Genomic DNA, 15,062 nt, shown 5'->3' on the forward strand with positions numbered 1-15,062 from the left:
CCATTCAGCCCTAACCGGAGCCAAACAGGCTGATTTATGTTGTCGCCCGATAAGATGAAATTTATTTATTCTGCGCTTTCAGGAAAGATAAAAACGTTTTCTCAGGCCGCCTGTCGCGGTAGTCTCATACATTCCGTCAATATGACGGCCGTGATGTGAGTGACCTTTTCTTATACCAATAATTAAAAATCAGTACAGACAGGACAACTATGGACTCCACCCTTATCTCCGCTCGCCGCAACGAGGAGACACCTTCGCTTAACCGCGCCCGCCGCGCCGCTTTAGGTAGCTTCGCAGGCGCCGTCGTCGACTGGTATGACTTTCTGCTCTACGGTATTACCGCTGCGCTGGTCTTTAACCGTGAATTCTTTCCCCAGATCAGCCCCGCCATGGGCACGCTTGCTGCATTTGCCACCTTCGGCGTCGGTTTTCTGTTTCGTCCTCTGGGCGGGATAATTTTCGGCCACTTCGGTGACCGCCTTGGCCGGAAACGTATGCTGATGCTCACCGTCTGGATGATGGGCATTGCCACCGCGCTGATCGGTATTTTGCCCTCCTTTGCCTCGATTGGCTGGTGGGCCCCGGTGTTGCTGGTGACGCTGCGCGCCATTCAGGGCTTTGCCGTCGGTGGTGAATGGGGCGGCGCGGCATTGCTGTCCGTGGAAAGCGCGCCGAAGAACAAGAAAGCGTTTTACAGCAGCGGCGTGCAGGTGGGTTATGGCGTGGGTCTGCTGCTCTCCACGGGCCTGGTGTCGCTAATAAGCCAGCTCACGACAGACGAGCAGTTCCTGAGCTGGGGCTGGCGTATTCCGTTTATCTTCAGCATTGTGCTGGTCGTGGTGGCCCTGTGGATCCGTAACGGCATGGAAGAGTCGGCTGAGTTTGAACGGCAGCAGCGCGAAAAACCGGTCGCGAAGAAACGGCTGCCGGTGATGGAAGCGCTGGTGCAGCACCCTGGCGCTTTTCTGAAAATCATTGCCCTGCGCCTGTGCGAACTGCTGACGATGTATATCGTCACCGCCTTTGCCCTGAACTACTCCACGCAAAACCTCGGCCTGCCGCGGGAATTGTTCCTGAATATTGGCCTGGTGGTGGGCGGGATCAGCTGCCTGACCATCCCCTGCTTCGCCTGGCTGGCGGATCGCTTTGGCCGTCGACGGGTGTATATCACCGGGGCGCTCATCGGCACACTCAGCGCCTGGCCGTTCTTTATGGCGCTGGAGGCACAGTCGGTCTTCTGGATTGTCTTCTTCGCGATCATGCTTGCGAACATCGCTCACGATATGGTGGTCTGCGTGCAGCAGCCAATGTTCACCGAGCTGTTTGGCGCAAGCTACCGTTACAGCGGCGCGGGCGTGGGATATCAGGTGGCGAGCGTGGTCGGCGGCGGGTTTACGCCGTTTATCGCCGCCGCGCTGGTGACGTTCTCAGGCGGTAACTGGCATAGCGTGGCGATTTATCTGCTGGCGGGTTGCCTGCTTTCTGCCGCCACCGCCCTGTTGATGAAGGAAACCACGCACAGCTGATCTCCTCACTTTTGTTTCACAGGCGTGTGACATACTATCGGGTAAAGCCGCACACCTGTGGAACAAGGAGACAGACATGAATAATAAGGGCTCCAGCCTGACCCCGGCTCAGGCGCTGGAAAAACTCGACGCGCTGTATGAACAGTCCGTCAATGCACTGCGCAGCGCCATCAGTGACTATATCGAAACAGGGAAGCTTCCCGATGAAAAGGCCAGAACCCAGGGCCTTTTTGTTTATCCATCGCTCTCTGTCACCTGGGACGGCAGCGCCAGCAGCAATCCGAAAACCCGCGCCTATGCGCGTTTCACCCACTCCGGCTGTTACAGCACGACCATCACGCGACCTGCGCTGTTCCGCCCCTACCTGGAAGAGCAGCTTATCCTGCTGTATCAGGATTACGGCGCGCATATCAGCGTTGAACCGTCCCTGCACGAGATCCCTTACCCGTACGTGATAGACGGTTCAGCGCTGACGCTGGATCGCTCCATGAGCGCGGGGCTGACCCGCCACTTCCCGACCACTGAGCTGTCGCAGATTGGCGATGAGACGGCGGACGGGATCTATCACCCGGCAGAGTTTTCACCGCTGTCGCACTTTGATGCCCGCCGTGTCGATTTCTCGCTGGCACGCCTGCGCCACTACACCGGCACCCCAGCCGAACATTTCCAGCCGTTCGTGTTGTTTACCAATTACACCCGCTATGTGGACGAATTTGTCCGCTGGGGCTGTAGCCAGATCCTCGATCCGGACAGCCCTTACATCGCCCTATCCTGCGCGGGCGGGATATGGATCACCGCCGAAACCGAAGCACCGGAAGAGGCCATCTCCGACCTGGCGTGGAAAAAGCACCAGATGCCAGCCTGGCACCTGATCACCGCCGACGGTCAGGGCATTACGCTGATTAACATCGGCGTTGGCCCGTCGAATGCGAAAACCATCTGCGACCATCTGGCGGTACTGCGCCCGGACGTCTGGCTGATGATCGGTCATTGCGGCGGCCTGCGTGAAAGTCAGCTGATTGGCGATTACGTCCTCGCCCACGCTTATCTGCGTGACGACCATGTCCTTGACGCGGTTCTGCCGCCGGATATTCCTATCCCGAGTATCGCTGAAGTGCAGCGCGCCCTGTACGACGCCACCAAAGAGGTGAGCGGCATGCCGGGTGAAGAGGTGAAGCAGCGCCTGCGTACCGGTACGGTCGTCACCACCGACGATCGTAACTGGGAGCTGCGCTATTCCGCCTCCGCCCTGCGTTTCAATCTCAGCCGTGCGGTCGCAATCGATATGGAAAGCGCCACCATTGCCGCGCAGGGCTATCGCTTCCGCGTCCCTTACGGCACGCTGCTGTGCGTGTCCGATAAACCGCTGCACGGCGAGATCAAACTGCCGGGCCAGGCGAACCGTTTTTACGAAGGGGCGATCTCAGAGCATCTTCAGATTGGTATTCGCGCCATCGATTTACTGCGTGCAGAGGGCGACAAACTGCATTCCCGCAAGCTGCGCACCTTCAATGAGCCACCGTTCCGCTGATAACAAGGACCCACTCACCCGGCCTGGGATTCCGTAGGTCGGGTAAGCGGAGCGCCACCCGACAATTTCACGAACGCAGAAAAGCAAAAAGCCTGCTTTAAAAGCAGGCTTTTTAAATTTGGCTCCTCTGACTGGACTCGAACCAGTGACATACGGATTAACAGTCCGCCGTTCTACCGACTGAACTACAGAGGAATCGTGTGAACGGGGCGCATATTATCGATGCGCCCTGAGGATGTCAAAGGGTGAATGCAGATTTTCAATCGTTTGCCGATTTATTCTCCACTTCGCACATTTGTCAGGCACTTGCCGTTTCCGAAACCTCCTGCTCCGGTTTTTTTCGCGGATATTTCCACAGCCAGCGCCCGCTCACCATGCGCCAGTAGAACAGCGCCCCGCGCACGGCCCAGTCAAGGAACATCCCCAGCCAGACGCCGACAACGCCCATACCCAACATTACCCCCAGCGTGTAGCCCGCCACAACGCGACAGCCCCACATGCCGAGCATGGAGACCCACATCGCAAACCGGGCATCGCGCGCCCCTTTCAGCCCGGCAGGAAGTACCCAGGACGCGGCCCAAATTGGCATAAACGCCGCGTTGAGCCAAATGAGCACCTTCACGACCTCTTTCACGTCATTTTCATGCGTATAGAACGAGGCCATCAGCCCGGCAAAAGGCGCAGTTCCCCATGCAATCGCCGTCAGTCCAATAGTTGAAAGCCAGAAGACGTGCCGAAGTTGCCGTTCCGCCTGCCCTATCTGCCCCTTTCCGAGACGTCTGCCGGTGATGATCGTCGACGCCGACCCCAGCGCGTTTCCCGGCAGGTTAATGAGCGAGGCGATGGAGAAGGCAATAAAGTTGCCGGCGATGACGTCTGTTCCCATCCCGGCAACAAACATCTGCGTCAGCAGTTTCCCACCGTTAAACAACACGGATTCGATGCTGGCCGGAATCCCGATCCCCATCACTTCCCAGATAATGGCGAAGTTAAGCGGACGGAAATAGCTTTTCAGCGTCAGGCGCAGCGATGGCGTAATTCCCGCCATCAGTACGCCAATTATCGCCGCCGCACCAATATAGCGGGAAATGGTCAGCCCTAAACCCGCGCCGACAAAGCCCAGCCCCTCCCAGGAAAAGACGCCGTAAATCAAAACGCTGCTGATAATGATATTCAGGATGTTCATGCCGCCGTTAATCAGCAGCGGAATTTTGGTATTTCCTGCTCCACGAAGCGCACCGCTACCAATCAGCGCGATGGCAGCCGCCGGATAACTCAGCACCGTCATTTCCAGGTAGGTGAGAGCCAGATCCTTCACCTCGCTGGTCGCTTCTCCCGCGACAATGTCGATAATTTCTTTGCCGTAATAATGGATAACCGCCGCAAGGATGATCGAAAAGAGGGTCATGATCATCAGCGACTGTCTGGCCGCTTCGCGGGCACGCTTCGGATCAAGCTTGCCCAGGCTAAACGCCACCACCACCGTCGTACCGAGATCGATAGCGGCAAAGAAGGACATCACCACCATATTGAAACTGTCCGCCAGCCCTACCCCGGCCATGGCTTCTTTACCGAGCCAGCTCACCAGAAAAGTGCTCAGCACCCCCATTAGCAGGACGCAGGTATTCTCCAGGAAAATAGGCACGGCAAGGGGGGTGATTTCACGCCAGAACAGAACTCGATAGCTCTTACGTTTTGCATACCAGGGCGTGCGCATAATCGCCTGGCGTAGGGGTGCGGTGACGTTCAAAATGGACCTTAGAGAGAAAGTTGAAACTCCATTTCAAATGATGGGGCAGAAATGCGTATCCTGCAAAGTATTTTCCATAAAATTATGTTTGGATTTACAACAAAATGACGACAGAATCATCAAACAAACGCTTTTGCCTGAGATCAGGTTTGACAAAAGTTTTTTCGCCGCTAAGATAAGCCTCCACAACGATTCCTCTGTAGTTCAGTCGGTAGAACGGCGGACTGTTAATCCGTATGTCACTGGTTCGAGTCCAGTCAGAGGAGCCAAATTTAAAAAGCCTGCTTTTAGAGCAGGCTTTTTGCTTTTCTGCGTTCGTGAAATTGTCGGGTGGCGGCTTCGCCTTACCCGACCTACGTGATAACAGTCCTGTAGGCCCGGTAAGCGCAGCGTCACCGGGCAACAGAGTGTGCGATTACTCGCCTTTAGCGTCGACGTTTTTGATTTCGCCCATCACTTTCAGCTTCTTGGAGATGTCGCGACGCTCTTTGGACAGCTCAGCGTTTTTGATGATGTAGTCATCAACGCGATCTTCATAATCGCTCTTCATGCTGGCGATGATGCCCTGAATAGCTTCAACGCTCATGCCAGGCTTGATGTAGTCGCTCAGGTTGTCCAGCAGCAGGACACGTTTCTGGTTGTCACGGATCTTCTTCTCTACGTCCTGGATTTCGCGCTGTAGCTTGTTTTTGCGGCGGAACAGGCGGACGAACTCCAGAACATCCTGGAACGAAGGCTTGGTAGTTTCCATTTTTACACCCCTGATAATGTGAGATTCGGATTCGTTAAAGCAACCGTTTTAACAGACAGCGGCTGCGAATGACAATGAGTATATCGTTTAAAACCATCATAACCCTAATTGTTGCTGAATCGAAGCAGCAGGCATCACATACGCTTTTTATTTGCGCAGCGCCCGGCAAATCAGCTGCGATAACAACTCCAGCTGTCGCGCCAGCTCCATACTCAGCCAGACATAACCATGGATGGGCGTTTCCGCCACATTGTCTCCCTGGCGCTCATTCATCAGCTGTTTAAGCTCGGCGACGATTTCGTTCAGCCGCTCGCTGTTCGCCCGTATCGGCTGTGGGTTACCTTCATATAGCGCATGGGCGATGGTCAGCAGGGTTTGTTGCGTCATCTGCTGCGTCTCTTTCAGCGTATGCGCGTTGAGCATCAGAAGATGGCTGGGGCGTGAGGCCCAGTGGGCATTGATTTGCAGTTCAAGCATACAGACCAGATTACGGCTGACCGTCTGAATAGCTTCAAAAATGGCTTTCTGGATATGGGTTTCTTTGCTTGCCGGGGTAATCAACCCGCGCATTTTGACCACATCATTGAGGATTTTTTGCAGGTGCTTTTCCAGACGCGGGCGCTCAATCAGATTCGGCGAAAACCCGGCCTGGTAGACCCGGTTAAATGCCGTGACGTAGTTTGCCATCTGAATGCGCCAGTGCAGGAAGGCGCGCTGCGGCCAGATGCCGGTAAACAGCATGGCGAGCAACGAGCCGAGGATTACATCCCCGCTTCGCCACAATGCGGTGGTCATATCGCCCGCCGGTGCGCCGACCACAACCGCGAGCGTAATGCCAATCAGCAGCGCCTGATACGGTTTCTTGCCGAGGGCCAGCCATCCACAAAGAAACATCGCCACCGCGCACCACAGCAACATGACCGGAAACGAAATCAGCTCCAGCTTCAGGGCGATAAGCCCAAGCGCTGAGCCTAAAACGGTGCCGCCTATGCGTTCGAAAGCGCGCGGGACCACGTTCCCCCAGAATGAGATCGGCCCCATCACCACCACCAGCGTGATCAGCGGCCACGTCCCTTCCGGGATATCCAGCAGACGAACCAGTACGAAGGTCAACACAAACGCCAGCGCAATGCGGCAACCGTGCACCACGCGATAATGTTTGTATAACCGAATTTCAAAAGGGGTTAATGACTTGTCGGGGCGCACACCCGTCTCCAGCTCTACGGCAAACCACAATTGTACTGTGTTTTCAGCCGGGTGGATCGCGCCCGGCTGAAAAACCCTGCATTCCGCAGGATTATCCCACTTTGTGCTCTACCGGTACAAACATCTCAATATCCCAGTAGCCGTCAGCATTGCCATCGTTCAGATAGCGTTCGAAGCAGGGTTTTGCCGCGATCTGGAATTTGTTGTCTTCCAGCAGGGAGTTGAAGAATTGATACCACGGAGTGGCGAAATCATGATTTTCGACGCGCGCGGCGGCAATAGCATACTCTCCGGCAGCAATTTCGGTCATCATCACCCCTTCGCTGTTTTCAGGAATAGTGAAATCGTCCGCTACCGTTACGGCGGTAACGCAGCGGAGCTTTTCTGCCGGCACGTCATCCGGATTGTCATAATAAACGGCCACCCACTCCTGCGGCTGAATATGACGCCCGTCTACCCACATGACCAGCTGTTCAAATCCCTGCTTGACCGTCTTTTCCCACGGCCCCACGAGATGAAAGCCAGCGATCGTACGTTTCTGTTGCTGCCTGATGCTGTAGTCCATGCTGCCTCCGTTTATTACTGTATATATATACACTGTAAAGCAGAATCGAGATTATCGGCAAACCAGGAGTGTTTATTATGTGAGCAGACTCGCAACACTGCCAGTCTGCCCAAAAAGGTCAGAGTTTATGATGCAGATAATCGCCGAGGCGGGAGAAAAGGCCGCCCTTTTCAACGCTTTCCAGCGTAACCAATGGCCAGTGCGCTACCACCTTGTCACGATCGTACAGCTGGATCTCCCCTACCCGCTGATGCGCGGCGATCGGCGCTTCCAGCTCTTTTTTATCCATCACGTATTTCGCCTTGATGTTTGGCACTTCCGATTTGGGTAATGCCAGCCAGAAGTCCTGATCCGTGCCCAGCGCGATCTGCTCTTTATCGCCGTACCAGATGCGCTCGGTTCCCACTTTTTTACCGTTATGCAGGATCTGCACCGTATCAAAATTTTGCTGTCCCCAGTGCAGCAGCTTGCGCGCCTGATCTTCACGTCCTTTCGGGCTGTCTGCCCCCATCACCACCGCAATCAGTCGACGCTGACCGTCCACCGCGGAGGCAATCAGGTTAAAGCCCGCGCCCGAGGTGTGACCCGTTTTCAGGCCATCCACGTTCATGGTCTTATCCCACAGCAGGCCGTTGCGGTTCTGCTGGGTGATGCCGTTCCAGGTCAGGCTCTTTTCGCTGTACATGTGATAGAACTCAGGCTCGCCGTGAATGATGGCCCGAGAAAGCACGGCGAGATCGTAAGCGGAGCTGTGCTGGCCCGGTGCATCCAGCCCGTGTACGGTTTCGAAGTGGGTATCGCGCAGGTTCAGTTTTTCAACGTAGTCATTCATCATCCTGACGAACTGCGGCTGACCGCCCGCCACGTGATCCGCCAGCGCCACGCAGGCGTCATTGCCGGAATCAACAATCAGGCCGCGGCTGAGATCGCGCACGGAAACCCGATCGCCCTCCTTCAGAAACATCAGCGACGAACCGTCAAAGACCGGATTGCCTTTTGCCCATGCGTCACGTCCGACCGTCACAATGTCATCGGGGCTGATGCGGTGGCTATCAATGGCACGATCGACAACGTACCCCGTCATCAGTTTGGTCAGGCTCGCCGGATTACGCTGCTGATGTTCGTTGCCCGCCGTTAAGATTTGACCCGTGGTGTAATCCATCAATACCCAGGAGCCAGCCTGGATGGCAGGCGGCTGAGGTGAAAAATCCAGCGGCTCGGCAGCCAGCGCGGATGAAATACTCGAAGCGAGTAAAGAAACAGCAATAAACAGACGGCGTTTCAACGGTATATCCTCAGGTCAGTAAAAATCGATGACCTTTTTACGGGAGTTCTGATGTCGTTACCTGCCTTAATTGCAAAAAAATGTGACAGCACGCAGATTTTTTCGGAACAAATCTCGCAAATTTCTTGCCTGACGGTGCTTTTTATTCGGACTGCTCACCCCAATCGTTTACCATAGAGACGTCAATTTTTAACAGGATGAGATTACTGGTGTCTGACTCTGCCGCGCGCCCGACTTTTTTGTTCCACGATTACGAAACCTTTGGCACCCATCCGGCGCTGGACCGACCGGCGCAGTTTGCGGCTATCCGTACCGATGACGAATTTAACGTCATCGGCGAACCCGAGGTGTTTTACTGTAAGCCCGCCGATGACTATCTGCCGCAGCCGGGCGCGGTAATGGTGACGGGCATCACGCCTCAGGAAGCGCGGGATAAAGGCGTTAGCGAAGCAGAATTTGCCCGTCGCATCCACGACCTGTTCACGGTGCCCAATACCTGCGTGGTGGGTTACAACAACATCCGTTTTGACGATGAAGTGACGCGCAATATCTTCTACCGCAACTTCTACGATCCGTATGCCTGGAGCTGGCAGAACCGTAATTCACGCTGGGATTTGCTGGATATCATGCGCGCCTGCTATGCGCTGCGCCCGGAGGGGATTAACTGGCCGGAGAACGACGACGGCTTGCCGAGCTTCAGGCTCGAGCACCTGACGCGGGCCAACGGCATTGAGCACAGCAACGCCCACGACGCGATGGCAGACGTTTACGCGACCATCGCTATGGCGAAACTTGTAAAAACCGCGCAGCCGCGCCTGTTTGAGTATCTGTTGAGCCATCGCAGCAAGCAAAAGCTGATGACGCTAATTGACGTGCCGCAGATGAAACCGCTGGTGCATATTTCAGGGATGTTCGGTGCGTGGCGCGGGAATACAAGCTGGGTGGCGCCGCTTGCCTGGCATCCGGACAACCGTAACGCCGTCATCATGGTGGATCTCGCCGGAGATATCTCCCCGCTGCTTGAGCACGACAGCGACACCTTACGTGAACGGCTCTATACGCCGAAAGAGGCGCTGGGTGACCTGCCAGCCGTACCGGTAAAACTGGTGCACATCAATAAGTGCCCGGTGCTGGCGCAGGCCAACACGCTGCGCCCGGAAGACGCCGACCGGCTGGAGATTAACCGTCAGCACTGCCTCGATAACCTGAAAGTGCTGCGCGACAACCCGCATGTGCGCGAGAAAGTCGTCGCCATTTTTGCCGAAGCAGAGCCGTTCGTGCCGTCTGAGAATGTGGATGCGCAGCTTTATAACGGCTTCTTCAGCGACGCCGATCGCGCGGCGATGAATATCGTGCTGCAAACTGACCCGCGTAACCTGCCCGCGCTGGATATCACCTTCGCAGATAAGCGCATTGAGAAGCTGATGTTTAATTATCGCGCGCGCAACTATCCCGGCACGCTGGATGAAGCAGAGCAGGAACGCTGGTTACAGCATCGGCGCAACGTGTTTACGCCGGAGTTTCTTAATAGCTACGCCCAGGAGCTGGAGATGCTTTACGGTCAGTATGAAGGGAATGCTGAGAAGCAGGCGCTGCTGAAAGCGCTGTTCCAGTATGCGCAAGAAATTGTCTGAGTAGCGGGTACAAAAAAGCCGGAGGCGATGTCTCCGGCTTTTTTTTGCCGGGTGGCGCTAACGCTTACCCGGCCTACGAAACTGTAGGTCGGGTTGAGCATAGCCGTCACCCGACACAGTCTTACGCGACGTCTTCGTACTGAGGAACCGGGTTGCGGAAGCTTCTGGTCACGCAAGCCAGGTAAATCAGACCGATTGCACCCCAGATCAGACCCAGAACCATTGAGCTCTCTTCCAGGTTGATCCACAGGGCGCCCACCGTCAGGGCACCACACACTGGCAGCACCAGATAGTTGATGTGGTCCTTCAGCGTCTTGTTGCGCTTCTCACGGATCCAGAACTGCGAAATCACGGAGAGGTTAACGAAGGTGAACGCCACTAGCGCACCAAAGTTAATCAGCGCCGTGGCCGTTACCAGGTCGAATTTAATCGCCAGCAGGGCAATAGCGCCCACCAGCAGCACGTTCCACGCCGGGGTACGCCATTTAGGATGCACGTAACCGAAGAAGCGGGTTGGGAACACACCGTCACGGCCCATCACGTACATCAGACGAGAAACGCCCGCGTGCGCAGCCATACCGGAAGCCAGTACGGTGACGCTGGAGAAGATCAGCACGCCCCACTGGAAGGTTTTACCCGCCACGTACAGCATAATTTCAGGCTGTGATGCATCCGGATCTTTAAAGCGAGAGATATCCGGGAAGTACAGCTGTAAGAAGTAAGACGCACCGATGAAGATCAGGCCGCCAATCAGCGCGGTCAGGAAAATCGCTTTCGGGATCACGCGCTCAGCGTCTTTGGTCTCTTCAGACAGAGAAGAGATACCGTCGAAGCCCAGGAACGAGAAGCACAGGATAGTCGCACCGGTGATCATCGGCACTACGTGAGCGCCTTCAGACCAGAACGGACGGGTGCTGGTCAGCGTACCTGCGCCTTCACCGTGGGAAACGCCGTAGATGATCAGCCCAACGATAACCGCAACAATCCCCATCTGAAGGATCACAATCAGGGTGTTGAAGTTAGCCACGGTCTTGATACTGCGCAGGTTAGAGATGGTCATAAAGGCCACCAGCGCCACAACGAAGATCCACGACGGCACGGAAGGCACCAGCGCTTCGAAGTAAATTTTTGCCAGCAGAATGTTGATCATCGGCATGAACAGGTAGTCCAGCAGTGATGACCAGCCCACCATAAAGCCAACCGCCGGGCTAATGGATTTCTGAGCATAGGTGTACGCAGAGCCTGCGGACGGGAAACGGCGAACCAGTTTACCGTAGCTCAGCGCTGTAAAGAGGATGGCGACCAGCGCAAAGGCGTACGCCGTTGCAACGTGACCGTCAGTAAGGCCTGATACGATACCGAATGTATCGAACAGCGTCATCGGTTGCATATAGGCAAGGCCCATCATAACAACCGGAATCAACGTAAGCGTTTTACGTAATTCCACGCGAGAGGTGTTTGGAGTTGCGTTATGCGACATAGTTATTCTCCTTTACGGTGATAACCGCCACGTAAGCGAAAAATTGCCCCATTTCTTTCTTCCTCAGCGACAACAACTGTCGGATTTTAGTAAATATCTATCCGGTACGAAGCCCGGCCTCTTGGTTTTTAGTTTCGTTTCGTACATGCAAAAAAAAATAACCGACGCCTTTTATATCGTCGATTATTCATTTGTTTGCAGCGGCGGCATTTTGCCCTATTCCAGATACAAAAGGCAATACATTGAGAAACCTGCCCATAAATTAATTTTACTAACTGATTGATTTCCCATCATCTGCCTGAGCGTAAACTGTGGCGATAGCACTATTTGCTAAAATTTCGTCTCGCCACCAGGCGCTGGCAAGCCCGGCGGTCTGTTCATTCCAGCCCACCCATACCGATTCGTTACTGCTTTGCGCTAAAACCTGTTTTTCCACCAGCGCTCCGCTGTCAATAAACCGCTGCGCTAAATAACGGGGAAGGTAACCGCACCCCAGGCCGCTTATTTGCAGCTCCAGCTTGGTTTTAAAATCAAAAACGGTGATGGCCTCCTGCTCATCCAGCAGCTGCGATGAAATGCCGCATTCGGGGCGAGAACTGTCTCCAACCACAATGGCGCGATAGTTTTTAATGACGCGTCGGGTAACAGGCTCCGGTTCATTCGCCAGCGGGTGATGAGGCGCAACGGCAAAAACCTGCTCCAGAACACCGAGCCGCGCAAAACCAAATTCGCTCAACTGGGGAGGCTCATGCAGCGCCCCAACGATGATATCCGCCCTGCCCTGCGTCAGGGCCTCCCAAGAACCGCCCAGCACGCCATTGATAAAAACCAGCCGGGTGACGCTGTGGCGCTGATAGAACGCCTCAATAAGCGGAGTAAGCAGGGAGAAAGGGAAAGTATCATCAACCCCAATCACCAGCTCATTTTCCCAGCCCTGGTGAAGTTTGACGGCCTGTTTTTCTAGCTCGCGAACCGTATGCAGCACGTCACGCCCTTTTTCCAGCAGCATCTGCCCTGTGCGGGTGAAACGCGCGCGATGCCCGGTGCGGTCAAGGATTTGGATTTTAAGATCGCTCTCGAGCTTTTGCACGGTGTAGCTCAGAGCCGAAGGGGTTTTATAGAGCTTCGCCGAGGCGGCGGCAAAGCTCCCCTCTTTTTCAAGCGCATCCAGAATAACAAGAACATCCAGCAGCGGTTTCATCTTCGCCCCCTTGCGGTGTGCGATTGTCTCCGCCGGCGCAATTATTCCATGGGCATAACCAGCGGATCGGGATACTGATATTCAAATCCCAGTTCATGGCAAATACGATTGCCATCAATAATTTTGCCTTTGCGTTCCCCCTGCGCCTCACTGAATACCGGCGGCGCCAGACCCAGCTGGCGCGCCATCAGCGGATAAAAGGTACTGCGCGGCGGATGCGAAGGCGCACATATATTATAGATGTGCCCCCCTTTCGGAGCCTGCAAAAGCAGTTCTATGGCGCCGATAACATCCTCAAGATGCACAAGATTAACCCCGTGCTGGCCATCCGGCGCGGATTTACCGGCAAAGAAGCGCCCCGGATGACGCCCCGGCCCCACCAGCCCGGCCAGGCGTAAGATATCCACCTGCGTGCCAGGCAAATTGTGCAGCCAGTCTTCCAGCTCTTTCAGCACCCGGCCGCTGGCGGTCACCGGACGGCGCTCGGTGTTTTCTTTCGCCGTACCGTCGATATCGCCATAGACGGAGGTGGAGCTGGTGAAAATGATACGCGGGATATGGTGCGCCAGGGCGCTGTCGACGATCTCCTGCACCGCCTGCAAGTAAAAAGACTCACCCGGGCCGCTGCGCCGCGCCGGTAAGGTAATGACCAGCGCGTCCACATTCATCAGTTCATCCAGCTCGTCGGTATCGCAGATAAGCTCGGGTTCGAGACGCAGCTCGACACCATCAATGCCGCACATGCGTGCCGCTTCAACCCCATCTCGGGTGGTCTTACTCCCTGTCACCTGCCAGCCTTTCGCGGCTAATGACATCGCCAGTGGCATTCCTAACCATCCTAACCCGACAATCGCGACCTTTTTCATTACATTCTCCGCTTAACGATGCCTGTTATAAGGCTACGCCAGCCTGGTGGAACGCACAATTCATACCATCAATATGAAATGAATTAATGATCAAAAAAAGCCCTTGCTTTATGGCGTACAACTGGTTTAGGTTAAAAGACATCAAATGCATAAGCATTCAACGAGAATTTATATGACACGCGTTCCTTTTAAAAACCACCATCATCACCATCATCCTGACTAGTCTTTCAGGCGATGTGTGCTGGAAGACGTTTGGATCTTCCAGTGGTGCATGAACGCATGAAAAAGCCCCCGGAAGATCTTCTTCCGGGGGCTTTTTTTTGGACCGCATTCAGACAGGTTAAAACAGGTTAACGAGGAACACAGAATGTTAGATAACTCACGTTTACGCATAGCTATTCAAAAATCAGGCCGTTTAAGCGACGATTCACGCGAACTGCTGGCCCGCTGCGGGATTAAAATCAACCTGCACACCCAGCGCCTGATCGCCCTGGCTGAAAATATGCCGATCGACATTCTGCGCGTACGTGATGACGATATCCCGGGCCTGGTGATGGATGGCGTCGTTGATCTCGGCATCATCGGCGAAAACGTACTGGAAGAAGAGTTATTAACCCGCCGCGCGCAGGGCGAAGATCCGCGCTACTTTACCCTGCGTCGTCTGGACTTTGGCGGCTGCCGCCTGTCGCTGGCTACGCCGGTCGATGAAGCCTGGGACGGCCCGGCCGCGCTGAACGGCAAACGTATCGCCACCTCTTACCCTCACCTGCTGAAGCGTTACCTCGATCAAAAAGGCGTGCAGTTTAAATCCTGTCTGCTGAACGGCTCCGTTGAAGTGGCGCCGCGTGCGGGCCTGGCCGATGCCATCTGTGACCTCGTCTCCACCGGCGCCACGCTCGAAGCGAACGGCCTGCGCGAAGTGGAGGTGATCTACCGCTCCAAAGCGTGCCTTATCCAGCGCGACGGCGAGATGGCCGACGCCAAACAGCAGCTCATCGACAAACTGCTGACCCGCATTCAGGGCGTGATTCAGGCGCGTGAATCCAAATACATCATGATGCATGCGCCGACCGAGCGCCTGGACGAAGTGATTGCCCTGTTGCCGGGCGCTGAGCGTCCAACCATTCTGCCGCTGGCGGGCGACCAGCAGCGCGTGGCGATGCACATGGTCAGCAGCGAAACCCTGTTCTGGGAAACCATGGAAAAACTGAAGGCGCTGGGCGCAAGCTCCATTCTGGTGCTGCCAATTGAGAAGATGATGGAGTAA

General features: G+C 55.2%; 14 protein-coding genes, 2 tRNA genes and 1 other annotated feature. Of the genes, 6 read left to right on the plus strand and 10 right to left on the minus strand.

All coding sequences use genetic code 11. From position 1 onward, the window contains the following. Positions 1-209: 209 nt before the first annotated feature. Both shiA and LOC22_RS02370 read left to right on the plus strand, forming a co-directional pair. Positions 210-1,526 carry a shikimate transporter gene (gene shiA, locus LOC22_RS02365; protein WP_032104790.1) on the plus strand — a complete coding sequence of 439 codons (1,317 nt, stop codon included), beginning with the start codon at positions 210-212 and terminating at the stop codon, positions 1,524-1,526. Between the two features lie 76 nt (positions 1,527-1,602). Continuing rightward, on the plus strand, positions 1,603-3,057 hold the full coding sequence (locus LOC22_RS02370; protein ID WP_230239325.1) for an AMP nucleosidase: 1,455 nt from the start codon (positions 1,603-1,605) through the stop codon (positions 3,055-3,057). A gap of 119 nt (positions 3,058-3,176) precedes the next feature. On the opposite strand, the gene LOC22_RS02375 is transcribed toward LOC22_RS02370, so the two are convergent. Both LOC22_RS02375 and emmdR read right to left on the minus strand, forming a co-directional pair. Continuing rightward, positions 3,177-3,252, minus strand: a tRNA-Asn gene (locus LOC22_RS02375). A gap of 103 nt (positions 3,253-3,355) precedes the next feature. After that, positions 3,356-4,774: a multidrug efflux MATE transporter EmmdR gene (emmdR, locus tag LOC22_RS02380; protein ID WP_023294986.1), complete on the minus strand. Its 1,419-nt coding sequence runs from the start codon at positions 4,772-4,774 to the stop codon at positions 3,356-3,358. 226 nt (positions 4,775-5,000) lie between these two features. Between emmdR and LOC22_RS02385 the strand changes: the two genes are divergently transcribed. After that, positions 5,001-5,076 (plus strand) — tRNA-Asn (locus tag LOC22_RS02385). A 146-nt stretch (positions 5,077-5,222) separates the two neighbouring features. On the opposite strand, the gene LOC22_RS02390 is transcribed toward LOC22_RS02385, so the two are convergent. From LOC22_RS02390 to dacD, 4 genes are all read right to left on the minus strand, one after another. After that, positions 5,223-5,558 carry a DUF496 family protein gene (locus tag LOC22_RS02390; RefSeq protein ID WP_000450410.1) on the minus strand — a complete coding sequence of 112 codons (336 nt, stop codon included), beginning with the start codon at positions 5,556-5,558 and terminating at the stop codon, positions 5,223-5,225. 147 nt (positions 5,559-5,705) lie between these two features. Then, positions 5,706-6,764 carry an FUSC family protein gene (locus tag LOC22_RS02395; RefSeq protein WP_017693112.1) on the minus strand — a complete coding sequence of 353 codons (1,059 nt, stop codon included), beginning with the start codon at positions 6,762-6,764 and terminating at the stop codon, positions 5,706-5,708. 91 nt (positions 6,765-6,855) lie between these two features. Next, positions 6,856-7,329 (minus strand): DNA gyrase inhibitor SbmC, encoded by a 474-nt coding sequence (gene sbmC, locus LOC22_RS02400; RefSeq protein ID WP_032671710.1) that lies wholly within the window; start codon positions 7,327-7,329, stop codon positions 6,856-6,858. Positions 7,330-7,447: 118 nt separating this feature from the next. Continuing rightward, complete coding sequence (dacD, locus tag LOC22_RS02405) at positions 7,448-8,620, minus strand: serine-type D-Ala-D-Ala carboxypeptidase DacD (protein WP_047740833.1); 1,173 nt, start codon at positions 8,618-8,620, stop codon at positions 7,448-7,450. Between the two features lie 191 nt (positions 8,621-8,811). Here dacD and sbcB point away from each other — a divergent pair, with 191 nt between their 5' ends. Further along, positions 8,812-10,248 (plus strand): exodeoxyribonuclease I, encoded by a 1,437-nt coding sequence (gene sbcB / locus LOC22_RS02410; protein WP_413464786.1) that lies wholly within the window; start codon positions 8,812-8,814, stop codon positions 10,246-10,248. 121 nt (positions 10,249-10,369) lie between these two features. Here the strand turns inward: sbcB and LOC22_RS02415 are convergent, their stop codons facing one another. The 4 genes from LOC22_RS02415 to LOC22_RS02430 form a co-directional block, all read right to left on the minus strand. After that, positions 10,370-11,728, minus strand: a complete 1,359-nt coding sequence (locus LOC22_RS02415) for an APC family permease (RefSeq protein WP_006811203.1) — start codon at positions 11,726-11,728, stop codon at positions 10,370-10,372. Continuing rightward, positions 11,718-11,780: a membrane protein YoeI gene (gene yoeI / locus LOC22_RS02420; protein ID WP_099458931.1), complete on the minus strand. Its 63-nt coding sequence runs from the start codon at positions 11,778-11,780 to the stop codon at positions 11,718-11,720. Before yoeI ends, LOC22_RS02415 begins: the two co-directional genes overlap by 11 nt. A 219-nt stretch (positions 11,781-11,999) precedes the next feature. Then, complete coding sequence (locus tag LOC22_RS02425; protein ID WP_230239326.1) at positions 12,000-12,929, minus strand: LysR substrate-binding domain-containing protein; 930 nt, start codon at positions 12,927-12,929, stop codon at positions 12,000-12,002. A gap of 41 nt (positions 12,930-12,970) precedes the next feature. Next, positions 12,971-13,795 (minus strand): SDR family oxidoreductase, encoded by an 825-nt coding sequence (locus tag LOC22_RS02430; protein ID WP_017383300.1) that lies wholly within the window; start codon positions 13,793-13,795, stop codon positions 12,971-12,973. A gap of 172 nt (positions 13,796-13,967) precedes the next feature. Between LOC22_RS02430 and hisL the strand changes: the two genes are divergently transcribed. Together hisL and hisG are read left to right on the plus strand one after the other, a co-directional pair. After that, on the plus strand, positions 13,968-14,018 hold the full coding sequence (gene hisL, locus LOC22_RS02435; protein ID WP_099516347.1) for a his operon leader peptide: 51 nt from the start codon (positions 13,968-13,970) through the stop codon (positions 14,016-14,018). Beyond that, positions 13,994-14,117 (plus strand) — a sequence feature (His leader region). Its footprint overlaps the gene before it by 25 nt. A 45-nt stretch (positions 14,118-14,162) precedes the next feature. Further along, complete coding sequence (gene hisG / locus LOC22_RS02440) at positions 14,163-15,062, plus strand: ATP phosphoribosyltransferase (RefSeq protein WP_000886595.1); 900 nt, start codon at positions 14,163-14,165, stop codon at positions 15,060-15,062.

It is taken from the genome of Enterobacter sp. AN-K1, assembly GCF_020971765.1.
GTDB lineage: Bacteria > Pseudomonadota > Gammaproteobacteria > Enterobacterales > Enterobacteriaceae > Enterobacter > Enterobacter hormaechei_C.

Excerpts from the sequence above, each read along its gene's own strand:
- shiA (WP_032104790.1), top strand. The coding sequence starts at position 210 with ATGGACTCCACCCTTATCTCCGCTCGCCGCAACGAGGAGACACCTTCG.
- LOC22_RS02370 (WP_230239325.1), top strand. The coding sequence starts at position 1,603 with ATGAATAATAAGGGCTCCAGCCTGACCCCGGCTCAGGCGCTGGAAAAA.
- emmdR (WP_023294986.1), bottom strand. The coding sequence starts at position 4,774 with ATGCGCACGCCCTGGTATGCAAAACGTAAGAGCTATCGAGTTCTGTTC.
- LOC22_RS02390 (WP_000450410.1), bottom strand. The coding sequence starts at position 5,558 with ATGGAAACTACCAAGCCTTCGTTCCAGGATGTTCTGGAGTTCGTCCGC.
- sbmC (WP_032671710.1), bottom strand. The coding sequence starts at position 7,329 with ATGGACTACAGCATCAGGCAGCAACAGAAACGTACGATCGCTGGCTTT.
- sbcB (WP_413464786.1), top strand. The coding sequence starts at position 8,812 with ATGAGATTACTGGTGTCTGACTCTGCCGCGCGCCCGACTTTTTTGTTC.
- LOC22_RS02415 (WP_006811203.1), bottom strand. The coding sequence starts at position 11,728 with ATGTCGCATAACGCAACTCCAAACACCTCTCGCGTGGAATTACGTAAA.
- LOC22_RS02425 (WP_230239326.1), bottom strand. The coding sequence starts at position 12,929 with ATGAAACCGCTGCTGGATGTTCTTGTTATTCTGGATGCGCTTGAAAAA.
- LOC22_RS02430 (WP_017383300.1), bottom strand. The coding sequence starts at position 13,795 with ATGAAAAAGGTCGCGATTGTCGGGTTAGGATGGTTAGGAATGCCACTG.
- hisG (WP_000886595.1), top strand. The coding sequence starts at position 14,163 with ATGTTAGATAACTCACGTTTACGCATAGCTATTCAAAAATCAGGCCGT.